Source organism: Burkholderia sp. AU19243, from assembly GCF_018148075.1.
Classification (GTDB): domain Bacteria; phylum Pseudomonadota; class Gammaproteobacteria; order Burkholderiales; family Burkholderiaceae; genus Burkholderia; species Burkholderia latens_A.
In genome coordinates this window covers 338,143-357,806 of the sequence record NZ_JAGSTV010000006.1, presented here as the reverse complement: position 1 = coordinate 357,806, position 19,664 = coordinate 338,143, and the positions used below count along the sequence as shown (strand labels likewise).

At 67.0% G+C, this 19,664-nt stretch carries 18 protein-coding genes; 10 read left to right on the top strand and 8 right to left on the bottom strand.

Annotation, left to right across the window (positions count from 1 at the left end; all coding sequences use genetic code 11):
* Positions 1–14: 14 nt before the first annotated feature.
* Positions 15–401 (bottom strand): DUF350 domain-containing protein, encoded by a 387-nt coding sequence (locus KDW55_RS14730; protein ID WP_040140507.1) that lies wholly within the window; start codon positions 399–401, stop codon positions 15–17.
* Positions 402–522: 121 nt separating this feature from the next.
* On the opposite strand from KDW55_RS14730, the gene KDW55_RS14725 reads away from it, so the two are divergent.
* The 5 genes from KDW55_RS14725 (at position 523) to KDW55_RS14705 (ending at position 5,642) form a co-directional block, all read left to right on the top strand.
* Complete coding sequence (locus KDW55_RS14725; RefSeq protein ID WP_059544386.1) at positions 523–2,037, top strand: polyamine aminopropyltransferase; 1,515 nt, start codon at positions 523–525, stop codon at positions 2,035–2,037.
* A complete protein-coding gene (locus tag KDW55_RS14720; RefSeq protein ID WP_212160334.1) occupies positions 2,037–3,656 on the top strand; it encodes an FAD-dependent oxidoreductase in 1,620 nt (539 codons plus the stop codon). Before KDW55_RS14725 ends, KDW55_RS14720 begins: the two co-directional genes overlap by 1 nt.
* 148 nt (positions 3,657–3,804) lie before the next feature.
* Positions 3,805–4,566 carry an N-acetylmuramoyl-L-alanine amidase gene (locus KDW55_RS14715; protein WP_040140512.1) on the top strand — a complete coding sequence of 254 codons (762 nt, stop codon included), beginning with the start codon at positions 3,805–3,807 and terminating at the stop codon, positions 4,564–4,566.
* 50 nt (positions 4,567–4,616) lie between these two features.
* The gene (locus KDW55_RS14710; protein ID WP_040140514.1) at positions 4,617–5,006 is read left to right on the top strand and encodes a lysozyme inhibitor LprI family protein; all 390 of its coding nucleotides are present in this window, start codon (positions 4,617–4,619) and stop codon (positions 5,004–5,006) included.
* A gap of 108 nt (positions 5,007–5,114) precedes the next feature.
* Complete coding sequence (locus tag KDW55_RS14705) at positions 5,115–5,642, top strand: GNAT family N-acetyltransferase (protein WP_209821848.1); 528 nt, start codon at positions 5,115–5,117, stop codon at positions 5,640–5,642.
* Positions 5,643–5,665: 23 nt separating this feature from the next.
* On the opposite strand, the gene KDW55_RS14700 is transcribed toward KDW55_RS14705, so the two are convergent.
* The 3 genes from KDW55_RS14700 to KDW55_RS14690 all read right to left on the bottom strand — a co-directional run bounded on the left by KDW55_RS14700 (position 5,666) and on the right by KDW55_RS14690 (position 9,031).
* On the bottom strand, positions 5,666–7,015 hold the full coding sequence (locus tag KDW55_RS14700; RefSeq protein ID WP_212160335.1) for a glutamine synthetase family protein: 1,350 nt from the start codon (positions 7,013–7,015) through the stop codon (positions 5,666–5,668).
* A gap of 152 nt (positions 7,016–7,167) precedes the next feature.
* A complete protein-coding gene (locus tag KDW55_RS14695) occupies positions 7,168–7,725 on the bottom strand; it encodes an XRE family transcriptional regulator (protein WP_059544391.1) in 558 nt (185 codons plus the stop codon).
* A 16-nt stretch (positions 7,726–7,741) separates the two neighbouring features.
* Positions 7,742–9,031 carry an FAD-binding oxidoreductase gene (locus KDW55_RS14690; RefSeq protein ID WP_212160337.1) on the bottom strand — a complete coding sequence of 430 codons (1,290 nt, stop codon included), beginning with the start codon at positions 9,029–9,031 and terminating at the stop codon, positions 7,742–7,744.
* A 219-nt stretch (positions 9,032–9,250) separates the two neighbouring features.
* Here KDW55_RS14690 and KDW55_RS14685 point away from each other — a divergent pair, with 219 nt between their 5' ends.
* The 3 genes from KDW55_RS14685 (at position 9,251) to KDW55_RS14675 (ending at position 10,994) form a co-directional block, all read left to right on the top strand.
* Positions 9,251–9,478: a DUF2945 domain-containing protein gene (locus KDW55_RS14685; protein ID WP_212160448.1), complete on the top strand. Its 228-nt coding sequence runs from the start codon at positions 9,251–9,253 to the stop codon at positions 9,476–9,478.
* The gene (locus KDW55_RS14680; protein ID WP_040140526.1) at positions 9,475–10,053 is read left to right on the top strand and encodes a DUF488 domain-containing protein; all 579 of its coding nucleotides are present in this window, start codon (positions 9,475–9,477) and stop codon (positions 10,051–10,053) included. Before KDW55_RS14685 ends, KDW55_RS14680 begins: the two co-directional genes overlap by 4 nt.
* A gap of 203 nt (positions 10,054–10,256) precedes the next feature.
* Positions 10,257–10,994, top strand: coding sequence for a sulfite exporter TauE/SafE family protein (locus KDW55_RS14675; RefSeq protein WP_040140528.1), 738 nt, complete (start codon positions 10,257–10,259; stop codon positions 10,992–10,994).
* Between the two features lie 127 nt (positions 10,995–11,121).
* Here the strand turns inward: KDW55_RS14675 and KDW55_RS14670 are convergent, their stop codons facing one another.
* From KDW55_RS14670 to KDW55_RS14655, 4 genes are all read right to left on the bottom strand, one after another.
* A complete protein-coding gene (locus KDW55_RS14670; RefSeq protein WP_059544396.1) occupies positions 11,122–11,700 on the bottom strand; it encodes an NnrU family protein in 579 nt (192 codons plus the stop codon).
* A 293-nt stretch (positions 11,701–11,993) separates the two neighbouring features.
* Positions 11,994–12,503, bottom strand: coding sequence for a TfoX/Sxy family protein (locus tag KDW55_RS14665; protein ID WP_069243560.1), 510 nt, complete (start codon positions 12,501–12,503; stop codon positions 11,994–11,996).
* A complete protein-coding gene (locus KDW55_RS14660) occupies positions 12,500–13,609 on the bottom strand; it encodes a malate/lactate/ureidoglycolate dehydrogenase (protein WP_040140532.1) in 1,110 nt (369 codons plus the stop codon). The genes KDW55_RS14665 and KDW55_RS14660 overlap by 4 nt, the downstream gene beginning before the upstream one ends.
* Before the next feature lie 68 nt (positions 13,610–13,677).
* Positions 13,678–15,132 (bottom strand): M20 family metallopeptidase, encoded by a 1,455-nt coding sequence (locus KDW55_RS14655; protein WP_040140534.1) that lies wholly within the window; start codon positions 15,130–15,132, stop codon positions 13,678–13,680.
* Between the two features lie 552 nt (positions 15,133–15,684).
* Between KDW55_RS14655 and adiC the strand changes: the two genes are divergently transcribed.
* Positions 15,685–17,205, top strand: coding sequence for an arginine/agmatine antiporter (adiC, locus tag KDW55_RS14650; RefSeq protein ID WP_212197982.1), 1,521 nt, complete (start codon positions 15,685–15,687; stop codon positions 17,203–17,205).
* Positions 17,206–17,220: 15 nt separating this feature from the next.
* The gene (locus KDW55_RS14645; protein WP_069243214.1) at positions 17,221–19,560 is read left to right on the top strand and encodes an Orn/Lys/Arg decarboxylase N-terminal domain-containing protein; all 2,340 of its coding nucleotides are present in this window, start codon (positions 17,221–17,223) and stop codon (positions 19,558–19,560) included.
* The last annotated feature ends 104 nt before the right edge of the window (positions 19,561–19,664 follow it).

Below are 19,664 nucleotides of genomic sequence, written 5' to 3'. Positions count from 1 at the left end.
GCGCGTATCGCGCGTCAGGTCAGGCAGGCGGCATTGATGATGCCGACGACGAGCGACGCGGTGCCCATCAGGCCGCCCATCGCGATGTTGCGATCCTCGATTGCATGGTTCATGCCGGGAATCAGGCGGGTGAGCACGGCATAGGTGACCAGCTGCACGGCCATCGCGCCGACAGCCCACAGCACGACTTCGCCGAGCGTCGAGTTGTGCGCGATGCTGGACGCGAGGGTCAGGCAGAAGCCGATCAGCGCGCCGCCGAACGACAGCGTCGCAGCCGCGTTGCCGTCACGAATCAGCGCCAGTTCGTCGAACGGCGTGACCTTCAGGTACACTGCCGCGAACACGAAAAGCAGCACGAACGCCGACAGCAAATGAACCGCATAAAGATAGGCACTATTCATTCTTTTCCTCGGATTTTGTGCTCGGTTCGCCGCCCCGTCGGAGGCCGGCCCATCGCAGGCCGCCCCTCGAAAATCCGCGCCAGTATATCCACATTGACGAACACTGCACAACGGACGCGCCATGCTTCATAAGCGCGCGCTCGTCCTGTCGATTCTCGTACTCGCGTCGTGCGGGCTCGGCTACGAACTGATCAGCAGCGCGCTGTCGAGCTACCTGCTCGGCGATTCGATCCTGCAGTTCTCGTCGGTGATCGGCTGCTACCTGTTCGCGATGGGGATCGGCTCGTGGCTCGCGAAGTTCGTCGAGGACGACGACGTGCTCGACCGCTTCGTCGACATCGAGCTGCTCGTCGGCCTGCTCGGCGGCGTGTCGGCAGCGCTCCTGTTCGCGGTGTTCGCGTGGCTTGCCGCGCCGTTCCGCGCGGCGCTCTACGCGCTCGTGCTCGCGCTCGGCCTGTTGATCGGGATGGAGATTCCGCTCGTGATGCGCGCGTTCCAGCAGCGCCGCCAGGCGTTCCGCCATACCGTCAGCGAGGTGCTGACGTTCGACTACCTCGGCTCGCTCGCGGTGTCGCTGATCTTCCCGCTCGTGCTCGCGCCGCGCCTCGGGTTGCTGCGCACGAGCTTTTTGTTCGGCTTGCTGAACGCGCTCGTCGCGCTGTGGACCACGCACTTGTTCCGTGACGAGATCCGCAACGTGCGCGGCAAGCTGATGCGCGCATCACTCGTAATCGGGCTGCTCGTCGCCGGTTTCGCGCTGTCGGACCGCATCACCCACTGGGCCGAGCACGGCGTGTACGGCGACGAGACCATCTATTCGGAAACCACGCCGTACCAGCGCATCGTGCTCACGCAATGGCACGACGACATGCGCCTGTACCTGAACGGCAACCTGCAGTTCTCGTCGCGCGACGAGCATCGCTATCACGAGGCGCTGATCCATCCGGCGATCGAAGCGCTGCCGTGGGCGAAGCGCGTGCTCGTGCTCGGCGGCGGCGACGGCCTCGCGGTTCGCGAACTGCTCAAGCACCGCAACCTCGAACGCATCACGCTCGTCGATCTCGACCCGGCGATGACGAGACTCTTTTCGACTTCGGCATCGCTCGTGAAGTTGAACCAGGGCTCGCTGAAGGACCCGCGCGTGCAGGTGATCAACGACGATGCGGTGCGCTGGCTCGAATCGAACGCCGACGTGTACGACGCAATCGTCGTCGACTTCCCCGACCCGACCAACTTCGGGCTCGGCCGGCTGTATTCGGTGCCCGTGTTCCGTCTGCTCGCGCGTCACCTGTCGGAGAACGGCTATGCGGTGATCCAGTCCACGTCGCCGTATTTCGCGCCGCACGCGTACTGGACGATCATCGCGACGCTGCACGAGGCGGGCCTCAATACATGGCCGTATCACTGCTACGTGCCGTCGTTCGGCGACTGGGGTTTCGTGATCGCCGGCAAGCGCCGCGACTTCGCCGTGCCGACGCATTATTCGGTGCCGACGCGCTGGCTCGATGCGCAAACGGCCGCCGAAATGTTCCACTTCCCGGCCGACATGCCCGCGCTGCCGATGTCGCCGAACGAACTCAACGACCAGCCGCTCGTGCGCCGCTTCGACGACGACTGGAAACACGTGCTGCGCTGATGGACCGCCGCACGTTCCTCGTCGCGTCCGCCGCCGCGTCGCTCGCCGCGTGCGGCCGCTCCGGCTGGATCGAGACGACGCCGCGCGTCGACTATCCCGGCATGCGCGAAGGCCATGCGCTGCGCGACCACGCAGCGTTGCCGCCGCCGTCCGGCACGATCGAGACCGACGTCGCGATCCTCGGCGCCGGCGCCGCCGGGTTGTCGTGTGCGTGGCAACTCGCGCGTGCCGGTCATCGGCGCTTCATGGTGCTCGCAGGGCCGGAATTCGGCGGCAATGCGGCCGGCGGCCGCTTCGGCGAGCTTGGCTATCCGAAGGGCGCGCACTACCTGCCGCTGCCGTCGCTCGAATCCGCGCATCTGCGCGACATGCTCGCCGATCTCGGCGTGATCGAATCCGGCGCGCTCACCGCGCACCCCGCGTACGACGAACGCGCGCTCGTGCACGCACCCGACGAGCGCCTGTTCATCGCCGGGCAGTGGCAGGACGGCATCGTCCCGACGGCCGGCCTCGACGCCGATGCACTCGCTCAGCAAGCCCGCTTCTTCGCGTACACGGACAACCTGCGCGCCGCGCGTGGTGCCGACGGCCGCAAGGTGTTCTGCATCCCGATCGCGGAGTCGTCGCGCGACCCGCGCTGGCGCGCGCTCGATCGACGCTCGTTCAGACAGTGGCTGCTCGACGAGGGCTACACCGCCGCCGCGCTGCACTGGTACCTGAACTACTGCTGCCGCGACGACTACGGCGCCGGCTACGAACGGGTGTCTGCGTGGGCCGGTCTGCACTATTTCTCGTCGCGCGGCGGCCATGCGAGCGACGCCAGCGACGGCGCGGTACTGACCTGGCCCGACGGGCTGCACTCGATGGTGACGAAGCTGTGCGAATCGATCACGGCGCGCACCGGTTCGAGCGCCTGGTCGCGCGACGGTTTCGCCGTTCGCGCGAACGAGCGTGCGGGCAGCGTCGACGTGCTGTGCGCGCGCATTGCCGCCGATGGTGCGGTGTCGACGTTCACGCTGAAAGCGCGCCGTGTCGTCAGCGCGATGCCGCTGTTCGTCGCGGCGCGCGTGTTTCCGCACCTGCGCGCATACGGCTTCGATCCCGCGCGCGACTTGCCGCCGCGCGCGCCGTGGCTCGTGTCCAACTTCCTGCTCGACGGGATGCCGGCCGAGCAAGCCGGCGTGCCGCTCGCGTGGGACAACGTCGTCTATGACGGCGCGGGGCTCGGCTATGTGGTGTCGACGCATCAGCTGATTCGCATGTCGCCGCCGACACGGTCGGTGTTCTCCGCATATCAGGCGCTGAGCACGCATACACCGGACGACACGCGCCGCTGGCTCACGCAGGCAATGCCCGATGCGTTGCGCGAGCAGGCGGCGATAGATCTGCATGCCGTGTACGGACGCGAGCTGTGGAAGCATGCGACCGCGCTCGAGATCACCGTGCGCGGCCATGCGATGGCGACGCCCGACGTCGGCTTCCTGAGCCGGCCGGGGCTGCTCGCGCTGCGCGACGCCGACGGCCCCGTCGTGTTCGCGCACGCGGACTTGTCCGGGCTTTCGCTGTTCGAGGAAGCATCGTACTGGGGCATGCTCGCGGCGCGGCGCGTACTCGCGTGAGCAGCGGCATCCATTACGCTCGCCGGCGCCGGTTTCGTCATTGCGGCGCCGCCGGCACCGGCTATAATCGCGCCACATTCCGACTGCATTGAGCAGGCCGATGGCGCCGCGCCATGCGACGCGCCGTATGCCGTTCTCGACAACAACAATGATGAACCGAACCGTTCGACGCCTTCGCCCGTTCGCGCGTGCCGCCGCGCGCGTGCTCGCATGTGCACCGCTGCTCGGCGCTCCGCTCGCGCTGCACGCGGCCGACGCCGCAAGCCCCGATGCGCAGCCGGCGCCTGGCCGCTACATCGTCGTCGACACCGGCCATACACCGGCCCATCCCGGTGCAACCGGCGCGAGCGGCCGTGTCGAATACCGGTACAACCTCGATCTGTCCACCGCCGTTGCAGACAAGCTCGTCGCGCACGGCGATCGCGTGCTGCGCACGTCGGCCGATGGCCGCGAGATCGCGCTCGACCAGCGTTCGACGCAGGCGCCCGATGCAAACCTGTTCGTGTCGATCCATCACGATTCGATGCAGCAGCAGTTCATCGACGCCGGCCGGCAACGCGAATTCCGCGGGTTCGCCATATTCGTGTCGGAGCGCAATCCGCATTACGCCGAAAGCCTGCGCTGCGCAAGGTCGATCGCCGAGCGGCTGGTCGCGGCAGGCGAGCGGCCGTCGCTGTATCACGCGCAACCGATCAAGGGCGAGAACCGTCCGCTGATCGATCCGCAACTCGGCATTCACCGCTTCGACGATCTCGTCGTGCTGCGTACCGCGCCGATCCCGGCCGTGCTCGTCGAAGCCGGCGTGATCGTCAATCCCGACGAGGAAAAGCGGCTCGCGCAGCGCGAGACGATCCAGCGTCTGGCGGCCGCGATCGCGGGCGGGATCGACGCGTGTACGCCCGCCCGGTAACGGCCGCGCCCGTTCGTTTCAACGGTTTTCACCCAGTGAGGAGCACCATCATGAAGAAGAAGAATCTGCTTGCATCCTGTGCACTGCTCGCGCTTGCCGTGCCGTTCGCCGCGCACGCGGCCGGGTGCGGGAAGCCGCGCAGCGCGTTCGATCAGGTGTATTGCAGCAGCAACGAGTTTTCGCAGGTCGACCGCGAACTGAATGACGAATACGGCCGTGTGCGCAAGCTGTTGAGCGGCGACCAGCAGGCGAAGCTGAAGACGGGGCAGCTCGCCTGGATGAAGCAGCGCGACGACCGCTGCAGCGAAACCCGGGACGACGGCTATCTCGTGAACCTGCAGTGCGCGATCGACTTCACGCAATCGCGCCTGTCGTTCCTGCGCGAACGCGAGCGCGAGTGCGCGAGCACGGGCTGTGTGACGGCCAAGCTCGGCGAGTAAGGACAGTGCGGGTGCGGCTCACGACCGCACCCGCATGCACGCCCGGCGCCCGGGATTGAATGCGGCGACGTCTGCGTTGTGTCCCGCAAGCGGCAACACCACGCACGCATGCCATCGAACACGACAACGATCGCCCTTCGCGCGGCCACGCCGGCCGATGCCGCCGCCATCGCCGCCATTCACGTCGCATCGTGGCGCGCAACGTACGCCGGCATCATGCCGGCTTCGTTCCTTGCGGCTTTATCGGTCGAACAACGCACCGGCTTCTGGTATCGCGCGCTGACAGCAGGCGACGCGAACGTCACGATCGCATGCGGCGCCGACGGCGTGACCGGCTGGGTCGCGTACGGCCCGACGCGCGACACCGACAAGGATTGCTCGTGGGGCGAAATCGGCGCGATTTATCTGCATCCGGCGCATTGCGGCAAAGGCATCGGTGCGGTGCTGGTCGATCATGCCTGCCGGTCGCTGCGCGACGCGGGCCATGCCTGGGTGTCGCTCTGGGCGATCGTCCGGAACCGCCGGGCGCGGGCTTTCTACGAGCGTGAAGGCTTCGTCGCCGAAAGCGACATCAAGACATTCGACATCGAAGGCACGCCGATCGACGAAGTGCGCTATTGGCGCGCACTTCGCTAGTCCGCGCCGGTCGACGCGGCGCGTCAAAGAAACCAGCGATACTCGCGTGCGCCGATCTCGTTGCGAAAATCCAGTTCCTCCTGCCGCTTGTTCTCGCAATAGACCATCACGAACTCGCTGCCGAGCCGCTGTCGCACGGCAGCGTGATCCTGCATCGCCGCGACGGCCGACAACATCTCCTTCGGGAAGTCGACTCCGCTGCCGCGATCGTCGTTGAGCGGTGCGATCGGCTCGAGCCTCGCATCGAGCCCGTGCTCGATCCCGGCGAGAATCGCCGCAAGCACCAGATACGGATTCGCGTCGGCGCTCGCGAGCCGGTGTTCGATCCGCAGATTGCGCGCATCCGATTCCGGAATCCGGATGCACGCGTCGCGATCCTCGAAGCCCCAGCTCCCGCGGCTCGCCGCGTTCACCATCGATCCGTAGCGACGGAATGCATTGTGATTCGGCGCGAATACCGGCATGCAATGCGGCAGCAGCGCGAGACACCCGGCCACCGCGTGCCGCAGTGGCCGCTGACCGTCGGCCGCGAGCAGGTTGCGACCCGCGTCGTCGTACAGGCTCACGTGCACGTGCATCCCGCTGCCCGGCGCGTGCAGGTACGGCTTGCCCATGAAGCTCGCGCGATAGCCGTGCTTCAACGCGACGCCGCGCGTGCTGCGGCAGAACAGCGCCGACCAGTCGGCCGCGCGCAACGCATCGTCGGTATGGCCGAAATTGATCTCGAACTGGCCGGGCCCGAGTTCGGCCGTGATCACCGTCGCATCGACGCCCTGCTCGCATGCGGCGTCGACCATCTCGTGCAGCACGTCGGCAAACCGCGACAGCCGCTCGATATGCATGTTCGGCTGATCGTCGCGGTCGTCGCTCAGCCGATCGCGCGGGTACTGCGGCATCCCGTCGGCGAGCTGAGCGGCGAACAGGTAGAACTCCAGCTCGAATGCGACCACCGGTCTGATCCCCCGTGCCGCGAAGCGCCGCAGCACGCGCGCGAGCACCTCGCGCGGCTCGAACTCGATCGGCGCCTCCGTGCCGTCGGAGCTGATCAGCATCTGCGCGAGCGGCTGCCGTTCCCAGCGCACCGGCTTCAGCGTGCCGGGGATCAGACGGCGCGGCGCATCGGGATCGCCGTCGTTGAAGCAGTAATCGCCGATCTTGTAGAGGCCGCCCTGCGTGCCGAGCAGCACGCAGTTCTGCGGCAGCTTCAGCAGCGAACCCGACGCGACCTTCTCGAGCGCATCGATCGGATAGCGCTTGCCGTAGAAGTGGCCGGGCAGATCGAGACAGATCAGGTCGACATAGCGGATCTCGGGATGCGCGTGCCGGAATGCGCGCACTTCATCGACCAGCATCGGAACGACGTCAGCAGTCATGTCTCATCCTTTCCATGTCTTGTTTGGCGGCGCCGCACGGCGGCTCGGCGGATACATTTCGGATCCCGCACGGAACCCGCCGCATCCCAATCAGTACGCCAAATATTCGATGCAGCTTGGCGGCCGTTCGACACCGCCTGCCCGCGGACCGCTCAGGTGAATACCCAGATCACGCGCGTGGGTGCGTCGGTCAGGTTCGCATAGCGAAACCGCTTGTGCGCGGGCAACTGGAACGCGTCGTTCGGCCCGAGCGTGACCGGTGTATCGTCGCCGTCGAGCCAGATCGTCAGCTCGCCTTCGAGCACGAAACCACCCTGCTCGTCGCTGTCGTCGACGGCGCGCTCACCGCTGCTCGCGCCTGGCGCGAGATGGCTTTCGAGGATCGAGAAGCGCGAACGCATGTTCGGCGACACGAGTATGTCGGTGATGCCCGCCGCGTAATAGACGGTGCGGCGTTCGTCGGGCCGCGTGACCCACGGCACGCTGCGCGGCTTGCTCAGGCTGTAGAAATAGGTGGTCGGCACGCCGAGCGCCTCGCCGATCGCGGTGAGATCGGCGACCGTCGGCCGCGACAGCCCACGTTCCACCTGCGACAGAAAGCCGACCGAGCGACCGATGCGCTCCGCAAGCTCGTTGAGCGTGACCTTGCGATGCTTGCGCAGATCGCGGATCAGAATCGCCAGACTTTCTATCTCTTCCTGTTCGTTCATGTTGAATTCCGATGCGTCAGACGGTATCGCGCAAACGGTACCAGGCCTTGCCGATCGCCTCCATCGGCGCGGCGAAGCGAGCGCCGCCTGGAAAGCGCGGATTGCGGATGCGCTGGTATTGCGCGAGCAGGCGATCGTCGCCGAGCACGGCGTCCGCCACCGCGCGTGCGCCGGCGAGCGTCGGCAACACGCCGTGGCCCGAGAAACCCTGCAGCCAGAAACGCTGGCCGCGGCGGCCGATGTCCGGCGTACGCCGCATGCTGATGTCGATGTGGCCGCCCCATGCGTAGTCGAGCGGCACGCCGGTCAGTTGCGGAAACACGCGCTCGAGGTGCGGGCGCGTCGCGGCCGCGATGTCGGCCGGAATTCCGCCGAGATACGTGCAGCCGCCGCCGAACAGCAGGCGGTTGTCCGGACTTAGACGGAAATAGTCAGGCACGAACTGGTTGTCGATCACACAACTGTCGCGCGGCAACAGCGAACGCGCGACGTCCGGCGCCAGCGGCGCGGTCGCGATCTGGTAGGTGCCGACCGGCAGCAGCCGGCGCGACAGGTCGGGATCGAGCCGGTCGACATACGCGTTGCACGCGAGCACCAGCACGTCCGCGCGCACTTCGCCGCGCGCGGTGCGCGCGACGCAGCCACCGGCGGTCTCGCGACAGTCGAGCGCGCGGCTTTGCTCGAAGATGCGGCCGCCGGCCCGTTCGATCGTCTGCGCGAGCCCGAGCGCGAGCTTCAGCGGATTCAGATGACCGGCCTCGGGGTCGTAGAGGGCGGCAAGATAGCGCGCGCTGCCGATCCATTCCGGCATCTCGTCGCGCCCGATCATGCGCAGCCGGTCGTAGCCCCACCGCTGCCCGGCTTCGTCGCGCGCCTGCGTCAGCATCGCAATGCGGCGCGGGCGCACCGCGGCCCACAGGCTGCCGGGCCGATAGTCGATGTCGAAGCCGTGACGGGCGGGAAGTTCGCGCACTTCGACCGCCGCCCAGCGCATGCTGTCCCACAGCATCCGCGCGCCGTCGCGGCCGAGCGAATCCTCGAGCGGCTGCATGTCGCACGACCAGCCGAGCAACGCCTGTCCGCCGTTGCGGCCCGATGCGGCCCATGCGACGCGGCTGGCTTCGAGCACGACCACGCGCTTGCCCGCGAGCGCGAGACGCAACGCCGTGTGCAATCCGCTGAAGCCGGCGCCGACGATCAGCACGTCGGCGTCGATGCATTCGTTCAGTTCCGGCCGACGCGGGATTGGCGCCGGATATGCAGCAGCGTAGTAACTCGCGACGTGACGGTCGGACTGCACGAACATGCGGACTCCCGTGAAATTTTCACCGGCAAATTTCATGAAAAATTAGCATGGCAATTTCACGGCCGCAAGCAAAACGACGGTGGGCCACGTTGTTGGAAGAATGAAAGCCCGGCGGGTCCGGCACGGCGCTTGCGCGACCGGCAACACGTTGCGCCGTCGGCCGGGACGCTTTTCGTGCACATCCGGACGACACCGCATCGATGCAAGGAGGATTTCCGCATGACGACGCCGTTCAAGCTGGGCGACTGCGTTCGCTGGAATTTCGAAGCCGGTTCCGCAACCGGCACGATCATCGCGGTCTACACGCAGGATTTCGATGACAAAGGCCATCGCCGCCGAGCGTCGCCGGAAGATCCGCAAGACGAGATCGAGGGCGACCGCACCGACCATGCCGCCGCGCATCGCGGTCGTGTGCTCGCACACCTCACCGGCAAGGACGACGCGTGACGCTTCCGTTCCATACCATCGGTCACTCGAACCGCACGCTCGACCAGTTCATCGAGATGCTCGATGCGGTCGACGTCGCGCTGCTCGTCGACATCCGGAAAATGACGCGCTCGCGCACAAATCCGCAGTTCAACGAAGCGACGCTGCCCGACGCGCTGGCCAGGGCCGGCATCCGGTACGCGCACATCGCGGAACTCGGCGGGCTGCGCGGCAAGTCCCGCGACGTGCGCACTGGCGTCAACGGCTTCTGGACGAACCGCAGCTTCCATCGCTATGCCGACTACGCGCTGTCGCCCGAGTTTCGAGCTGGCCTCGACGCGTTGATCGCGCAAGGGCACCGACAGCGCTGCGCGATCATGTGCTCGGAAGCCGTGTGGTGGCGCTGTCATCGGCGGATCGTGTCCGATTACCTGATCGCACGGGGCGAAACGGTTCTGCACATCATGGGCAAGAATCGCACGGAACTCGCGCAGCTCACGGCCGGCGCGGTGATTCGCGATGACGGCGCGATCGTCTACCCGGACGTCCGCGGCGATCCGGCAGCGGAAGAAACGACCGTGCAGCCGCACGCGTGAAGCAACACGCGCCGGAGGTCCGGCCACGCAACGGTGTGACGGCATGAAACGCCCGATGCCCGATGCAACACCGGAGGTCGGCCTGCGCTCCGCGGCGCCCGACACCGCGATCAGTTCGACAAGCTTTGCGCCGCCGCGACTCTCCATTACCATCTGGCGACCATCGCACGTGCCCCTCACTTCTTTTCGTTACTCCCGCGCCAATGCTCGTCCTCATCATCGTTGCCGGCCTGTGGGCCGGCCTGCAGAACGCCCTCGCCGGCGGCGGCTCGTTCGTCACGCTGCCGGCCCTGATCGTGTCCGGAATGTCGCCGCTCGCGGCAAACATCACGTCGACGGTCGCGCTGTTCCCCGGTCAGGTGACGACGGGCTGGGCGAGTCGCAGCATGGTGAGCGGCGTCGGGAAGCTGCCGTTTCGCGCACTGTTCGCGATCAGCGTGGCCGGCGGCGCGCTCGGCGGCCTGCTGCTGCTGAAAACCCCGTCATCGATCTTCTCGCACCTGGTGCCGTGGCTCGTGCTGTTCGCGACGGTCGTGTTCGCGTGGGGCAGTTTCTTCCGCAAGCCGGGTGCGGATACCCGGCATCTCGGCCCCGTCGCGGCTGGCGTCTCGCAGTTTCTGATCGCAATCTACGGCGGCTACTTCGGCGGCGGCATCGGCTTCCTGATGATGGCAGCGTTGACGATGGCCGGCCTGTCGCCGCGCCATGCGATGTCGACCAAGAACGCGCTCGCGGGCGTGATGAACGCGTCCGCAGTCGTGCTGTTCCTGAGCTCGCCGCATCTGCACTGGCGCGAGGCCATCGCGCTCGGTGGCGGCGCGATCGTCGGCGGGCTGCTGGGCGCCTGGGCGCTCCACCGCGTAAACGAGCGCGTGCTGCGTATCGCAATCGTGTGCATCGGCGCCGCGCTGACAGTCGGCCTGTTCGTCAAGCCGATCTGACGCATGCGCGCCGATTGCGCGGATTGCGCGCATGCCGTCGGCCGCGACGAACTCGGCGTCGGTGGTCAAGCGCCACGTGCGCCGAACGCCCGCGTGCAATGCGCTCGCGCCGACGTCGCGTGCACGTTCAACCGAAGGGCCGCACGCCGATCAGCGGGCCGTGCAAGAACATCGCAAAAATAGCCCATGCGACGAGTCCGGCGACGATCGTCACGGCATCGCCCGACAATCTGCCGGCCGGGTAACGGACGCCGTTGCCGCGATCGCGCGCGCGCCACACGACGAAATCGGCCAGCGCCCACACGAAGAAAGCGCCGAACAGCACGACCGCATGCAGCGTGCCGTTCGCGAGCAGGTGCGCGATCGCCCATACCATCACGCCGGCCACCATCGGATGGCCGACGAGCGTCTTGATGCGGTTGCGCGGCACGTACGACGCGGCGATCAGCACGAATGCGATCGCGGTCAGCATGCCGGTGAGATGACGAACGCCAACGGGCGACATCCACAGCAGCGTCCCGCCCTGCCGCGCGATTCCGTAACCCCAGACGATCAGCACGAATCCGACGATCGACGCGATCGCGTAGGAGCCCTTCCAGCGCTTCTCGCCGATTCGCTCGATGGTCGCGGATCGCCAGCCGTCCGCGACGAGCCGAATCGAATGCACACCGAGGAAAATCGCTAAACCGAGAATCAGGACGAGCATCGGTTGTCTCCGTCTGGAACGGTGAGTGGGGATTCATTCGCGCGGCTTTCGGTGCGCCGTTCGCGGGGCCGGTGTCACGGCAGGTGCGGTCGCGCCAGACGCGGACGCGGTCCGCGCCGATCATAAACGCCGTGGCCGCCGTTGTGAAGCATGACGCACATGCGGTTCGGCAACGTTGATGCTTTCGTCCATTCCGGTGCGGGTGGCGGGCGTCACGCGCAGGTGCCGGCGCGATGTCCATCGCCAATTGACGAGAACGTGAGTCGTCATGCGGCTACGATGAGCAACCGGCGCTACGGCCGCTTGCGCTTCGTAACGGATTTCGCGGCCGGTTTCGAAACGGGTTTCGGCGGCGCTTTCGCACGCGGGTTCGCGCTCCGTTTCGCGGCTGGCGCCGTCGCGGCGGCCAACTTCGGCTCCGGAAGCCGCGCGGGTGCCGCACTCGCCTTCGCGTTGCGCTTCGGCGCGCCCGCGATCAATGCGGCGCGATACGCACCGCGACACCAGTCGAACAGCGCGCCCGCATCCTCGAGCACGTCGGCCGGGGTTTCGTAATAACCTTCGAGCGCGACGGTGCGCGTCGGACGCTCATACGAGAACGGCCCCATCCCCGCCGCCACGAACGCGGGGCGGTTCACGTCGTCGACGCGCAGGAACAGCGATCCGCGCGCCATGAAGCCGAACATCACGCCGTCGAGCCGCATCGCGGCGCCACTGAAAAACCGCACGACCTCGACCCTGCCGAGCGGCGCCAGCCGATACGCGATCTCCTCGCCGTGCGCCTTCTCCGATTGCCAGCTCATGCGGACTCCGTGCAGCGCTGCGTCCATGCGTCGAGTTCCGCGTCGCCGAAGCCGACGGCCACGGCGCTGTCGCGAATCTGCCGCCACGTCGCACGATCGACCGGAATGCCGTGCGCACCACGCGTGGCGCGGCTCGCCTCTTCCGGCTCGCCAGGCATCTGCACCGGCGCGCCGCCGGCCGGCGGCGACGCCTTCGCCCATGCGACGAACGCGTCGGCTTCGCGCTCCGCGTCGGCGGCATCGAACGCATTCGGATCGATCAGCACCGACAACATCCCGTTGACGATCGCGCTGGTCTTCTGCAGCGTGTCGCCGTACGTCGTATGCCCGCCCACCAGCGCGCCGCCGAAGATCTCGCACATCGCGGCAAGCGCATAACCCTTGTGCAGACCGAACGGCAGCAGCGAGCCGAACGGCTGCTCGTGCATCACCGCCGGATCGTCGGTCGGCTGGCCGCGATGATCGATCAGCGAGCCGGCCGGCACGCGCTTGCGCTGGTTGTACGCGACCCGCGTCTTGCCATACGCGATCGCGCTCGTCGCGAAGTCGAGCAGCAGCGGCGGCCGGCCCGCGCGCGGATACGCGGCGCAGAACGGATTCGTGCCGAAACGCGCATCGGTGCCGTGCAGCGGTGCGACAAGCAAGTCGCCGGGCACGTTGACGAAATGGAACGATACGAGCCCTGAGCGCGCGCATTGCTCGGCCCAGTGACCGATGCGGCCGAGGTGATGGACGTCGCGCAACCCGATCGCGCAGATGCCCATGCGCCGCGCGCGTTCGATTCCTTCCACCATTGCCTCGAACGCGATTACCTGACCGAAGCCGCGCCCGCCGTCGACAGTCAGCACCGCGCCGCCGTCGCGGACGATCGACGCGTGCCCGTTCAGTTTCAACTGCCCTTCCTGCCATGACGCGACGTAGTTCGGCAGCATCCCGATCCCGTGCGAATCGTGCCCGGCGAGATTCGCGCCGATCAGATGATCGGCAACGAGCCGCGCCTCGCGCTCGCTGCTGCCGGCCCGCTCCCACAGCGCCGCGACGAATGCATGCAGCGGTTCGGCGCGCATGTGCAGCGCTTCGGTGTCGGGTGTCGGCGGTGCGGTCATCGGCAAGGCTCCGTCAAGTCGGGTTGAATCCGCTCGGATCGGGCGGGACGAGCACGCGGCGCGAGCGCTCAGCGTGCGGACGCGATCACGTCCGCGACGGCCGCGGTCAGCTTCTTCGCGTACGGCACGTGCAGGAACTCGTTCGGACCGTGCGCATTCGACTTCGGCCCGAGCACGCCGCACACCATGAACTGCGCGGACGGAAAGCCGGCCTGCAGCACGTTCATCAGCGGGATCGTGCCGCCGAGGCCCATGTAAGCGCAGTCCGCGCCGAAATGGCGGCGCGACGCGGCGTCCAGCGACGACGCAAGCCACGGGGCGAGATCCGGCGCGCTCCAGCCGGTCGCAGCGCCGGCGTCCGGCTTGAACGTGACCTTCGCGTTGTACGGCGGGTCGAGTTCGAGCAGTTCCTTCAGCTGCTGCACGGCCTGCGCGGCGTCGACCAGCGGCGGCAGGCGCAGCGACAGCTTGAACGCGGTGCGCGGACGCAGCACGTTGCCCGCGTCGGCGAGCGCGGGCAGGCCGGCCGCGCCCGTCACCGACAGCGACGGACGCCACGTCGAATTCAGCAGCGCCTCGCGCGGGTCGGTCGTGGTTGGCAGCACGGGCTTGCCGTCCGCGCCGCACGCCCAGGGCAGCCCCTTCCACACGGCGTCGCCGAGAATCGCGGCGGCTGCATCGGCCTCGCGCACGCGGCTGTCGGGAATCTCGCAATGGAACACGCTCGGCAGCAGGTTGCCGTTCTTCGCGTCTTCCAGGCGTTCGAACAGCTGCCGCATCACGCGGAAGCTCGACGGCGCGATGCCGCCGAACACGCCCGAATGAACGCCTTCCTCGAGCACTTCGACCTGCAGGTCGCCGGACACCAGCCCGCGCAGCGACGTCGTCAGCCACATCTGGTCGTAATTGCCGGCGCCCGAATCGAGGCACACGACGAGCGACACCTGGCCAAGCCGGTCGCGCAGCGCGTCGACGTACGGCAGCAAGTCGTAGCTGCCCGACTCCTCGCAGGTCTCGATCAGGCCGACGCAGCGCGGTCGTTCGACGCCCTGCTCGTCGAGCGCGCCGAGCGCCGCGAGGCTCGCGTAGATCGCGTAGCCGTCGTCGGCTCCGCCGCGGCCGTACAGCTTGCCGTTCTCGAACTTCGGCGTCCACGGGCCGAGGTCGGCGCGCCAGCCGTCGAATTCGGGCTGCTTGTCGAGATGGCCGTACAGCAGGATCGTGTCGGTGCTACCCGAGCGCGTGGCGGGCGTTTCGAAGAAGATCACCGGCGTGCGGCCGGGCAAGCGCACGATCTCGAGCTTCAGGCCTTTCACCGGCTGGCGTTCGGCCCACTGCGCGGCGTCGGTCACGACCCGTTCGAGATACCCGCGTTTCGCCCAGTCGGGGTCGAATGCGGGACTCTTCGCGGGAATCGCGATGTAGTCGGTCAGGGCATGGAGGATTTCATCGTTCCACTTGCGCTCGACGAAGGTAACGAGCTTGTCATGGTCGAGGACGGGGGTAGTGTCGACGGAGGTCATGGCGGGGTGCCTGGATCGGGCTGACGAAAATCCGGATGATACGCCGATGGCCCTGGCGCCGGGGTGGTTTCCGCGTCCGCTTGCGGGCCCCCTTCCGGATTCCTTTCCCGATGTGTTCACGGGCCGCGCGCGTCGATCGGACGCGACGCATATTCACCGGCGGCGCGTTTTCATTCCGTTGACGACAGTCAACCGGAATCATCGCCAGCCGAACGATTATTTACATCACGACTTGATTTAACCGGTTCGACGAAAACATCGATTATCGATCGACGCGCCATCAGCCAGCGCGTTCGATCGTCCGGCATCGCCGCCGCATACCCGCGCAACGCCCAGCGGACCATATCACCGTGGCCACTCCGACACATCGTTTCGCCAGTCTCAATGATTCACGTCAATATTTAATCAATTTAATTTCCGAATTTTCATTTAACTATCCGATTACCGATATAACATGACCTCGTTTAATAAAACGGCGATCCATTCCGGAATCGCCGACCGGCGTCCGGCCGCGCCACCTCAACCGCATCACGTCTTTTCAAGGAGCCTCGCATGTCCGATGCCAGCTCGTCCCCTTCCCGTGCCGCCGCCGCCCCGGCGGCGGCCTCCGCGCCGAAAATCGGCGTCATCCCCGCCACGCTGATGGTCGCGGGCAACATGATGGGCTCCGGCGTGTTCATGCTGCCCGCGAACCTCGCCGCCACCGGCGGCATCGCAATCTTCGGCTGGCTGATCACCGTCGTCGGCGCGGTGTCGCTCGCGCTGGTGTTCGCGAAGCTCGCCGCGATCGACCCGGCCGCCGGCGGCCCGTACGCATATGCGCGCAAGTCGTTCGGCCCGTACATCGGCTACCAGACCAATCTGATCTACTGGCTCGCGAACGTGCTCGGCAACGTCGGCCTCGCGGTCGCGGGCCTCGGCTATCTGACGCATTTCTTTCCGATGCTGCGCGACCCGCTCGTGTTCGCGCTCGCGCAGATCTTCGTGATCTGGCTGTTCACGTACGCGAACATCCTCGGGCCGAACGTCGTCGGTCGCGTGCAGTCGGTCACGACGATCTTCGCGCTCGTGCCGATCCTCGGGATGGCCGTGTTCGGCTGGTTCTGGTTCAGCAAGGACGTGTATTTCGCCGGCTGGAACGTGTCGGGGGCAAGCAGCTTCAGCGCGATCGGCGCGACGCTGAACTTCACGCTGTGGGCGTTCATCGGCGTCGAAAGCGCGTCGGTGTCGGCCGGGGTGGTGGAAAACCCGTCGCGCAACGTGCCGATCGCGACCGTCGGCGGCGTGGTGCTCGCGGCCGTCTGCTACGTGCTGAGCTCGACCGTGATCATGGGGATGATCCCGAACAAGGCGCTGCTCGCGTCGAGCGCGCCGTTCGCGGATGCCGCACGTCTCGCGCTCGGCGACACCGCGGCGAATGCGGTCGCGATCTGCGCGGCGCTCGGTTGCCTCGGCTCGCTCGCGGGCTGGACGCTGCTGGTCGGCCAGACCGCGAAAGCCGCGGCCGACGACGGCCTCTTCGCCGGCGTGTTCGCCCGCGTGAACTCGAAAAACGTGCCGTCGGCCGGCCTCGCGATCGTCGCGGTGATCATGTCGGTGCAGGTGCTGGCGACGATGTCGCCCAGCGCGAGCGAGCAGTTCGGCAAGGTCGCGTCGATCGCCGTGATCATGACGCTGCTGCCGTACATCTATTCGTGCATTGCAATCAAGGTGCTCGGTTACGGCAAGATGCCGTCGCACCAGTTCGCGTTCTACACGATCGTCGGCCTGATCGGCGCCGTCTACGCACTGTGGGCGATGGTCGGATCCGACGGCCAGCAGACGCGCTGGTCGCTGATCTTCGTGATCGCGACGATCGTGTTCTACGAGTTGTCGATCAACCGCCAGCGCGAGATCGAGGAAACCCACGTTCATCCGGGCGGCCGCTCGCCTCGCTGGGTGCGCTATTTCGCGCTCGGCGTGACCATCGTCGCGCTCGTCGCGACGTTCTGGATCTCAGTGGGCCGCCACAAGCTCGACAACCTTCACGCACGCTCGCCGGCCGCAGCCGCGAACGCCCAGGCAACCCAATAAACGGGGGACTCACCCATGACCGCTTCCTTGACCCAACCGGCATTCCGCCGCCTCGGCATGAAGGCGCTGCTCGTACAGCACGACATCGACGAGCGCACGGCGACCGGCCGCGCGGCAACCGCGCTCGCCGAAGAATTGCGCACACGGCTCGTCGACGTCGTGATTGCGACCTCAGCCGACGACGCGCGCGCGGTCGTCAACGCCGATCCCGCGATCCAGTGCCTGCTGCTCAACTGGGAACTCGGCAACGATCCCGGGCACGCGCCCGCGCAGGCCGTGCTCGACGCGATGCGCGCGCGCAATGCGACGGTGCCGGTGTTCCTGCTCGCCAGCCGCGCGAGCGCGGCCGCGATTCCGGTCGACGCGATGCGCAAGGCCGACGACTTCATCTGGATGCTGGAGGACACGACCGCGTTCATCGGCGGCCGGATCGTCGCCGCGATCGAACGCTATCGCGAGACCGTGCTGCCGCCAATGTTCCGCGCGCTCGCGCAGTTTTCGCGCGTGTACGAATACTCGTGGCACACGCCGGGCCACACGGGCGGCACCGCATTCCTCAAATCGCCGGTCGGCCGCGCGTACTTCGAATTCTTCGGCGAGGCGCTGTTCCGCTCGGATCTGTCGATCTCGGTCGGCGAACTCGGCTCGCTGCTCGATCACTCCGGTCCGATCGGCGAAAGCGAACGTTACGCGGCGCGCGTGTTCGGCGCGCACCGCACGTATCACGTGACGAACGGCTCGTCGATGTCGAACCGCGTGATCCTGATGGCAAGCGTCACGCGCAACCAGGTCGCGCTGTGCGACCGCAACTGCCACAAGTCGGCCGAGCACGCGATGACGATGTCCGGCGCGATCCCGACCTACCTGATCCCGTCGCGCAACCATTACGGAATCATCGGGCCGATCATGCCTGAGCGGCTCACGGCGGCCGCCGTGCGTCTCGCGATCGATGCGAACCCGCTCGTGCGCGGCCGCGACGGCATCGATCCGACACCCGTGCATGCACTGATCACGAACTCGACGTACGACGGACTCTGCTACAACGTCGCACGCGTCGAGGAACTGCTCGGCCAGAGCGTGGACCGCCTGCATTTCGACGAAGCGTGGTACGGCTACGCGCGCTTCAACCCGATCTACCGCGATCGTTACGCAATGCACGGCGATCCCGCGCAGCACGACGCGAGCAAGCCGACCGTGTTCGCAACGCAATCGACGCACAAGCTGCTCGCCGCGCTGTCGCAGGCGTCGTTCATTCATGTCCGCGACGGCCGCAATCCGATCGAGCATGCGCGCTTCAACGAGGCGTACATGATGCACGCGTCGACGTCGCCGAACTACGCGATCATCGCGTCGAACGACGTGAGCGCCGCGATGATGGACGGTCCCGGCGGCGAAGCGCTGACGACGGACGCGATCCGCGAGGCGGTGTCGTTCCGCCGGATGCTCGCGCGGCTGCATGCGGAATGCGAGGAGAACGACGACTGGTTCTTCAACGGCTGGCAGCCGGACACGGTCGTCGATCGCAAGACGGGCCGGCGCATGCGCTTCCACGAAGCGGACGAAACGCTGCTCGCCACCGATCCGTCGTGCTGGGTGCTGCATCCGGGCGACACGTGGCACGGCTTCGGCGACATCGAGGACGACTACTGCATGCTCGATCCGATCAAGGTGTCGATCGTGACGCCGGGCGTCGCGCCGCACGGCGGCCTGATGCCGGTCGGCATTCCGGCGTCGGTCGTCACCGCGTATCTGGACCGCCACGGGATCGTCGTCGAGAAGACGACCGACTTCACGATCCTGTTCCTGTTCTCGCTCGGTGTGACGAAGGGCAAGTGGGGCACGCTCGTGAACACGCTGCTCGACTTCAAGCGCGACTACGACGCGAACGCACCGCTCGAACAGGCGCTGCCGGATCTCGTCGCGCGCTATCCGGACCGCTACGGCAAGCTCGGCCTGCGCGAGCTGTGCGACCTGATGTTCAGCGCGATGAGCGACCTGAAGACGACCGAGATGATGTCGCGCGGCTTCTCGACGCTGCCGCAACCGGACTTCAGCCCGGCCGAGGCGTTCGAGCATCTGGTGCACAACGACATCGAGATGCTGGAGTTGTCGGAGATGGCCGGACGCACCGTCGCAACCGGCGTCGTGCCGTATCCGCCGGGCATTCCGCTGTTGATGCCCGGCGAGAACGCCGGGCCGGCCGACGGTCCGCTGCTCGGCTATCTGAAGGCGCTCGAGCAGTACGACTTGCGTTTCCCCGGCTTCACGCACGATACGCATGGCGTAGAAGTCGAGGACGGCGTGTACAGGATCGCGTGCATCAAGAAAACTGTGCGCGCCGCCAACTCGCGCTGACCGCGCTTGCGCGACGCCGCGCCGGCCGTACGCGGCCGGTGTCGCGCGCCATCGCCGGCAACGGCGCGGCGTCGTTGCGGCGCCGCGATGACGGCGGTTACGCA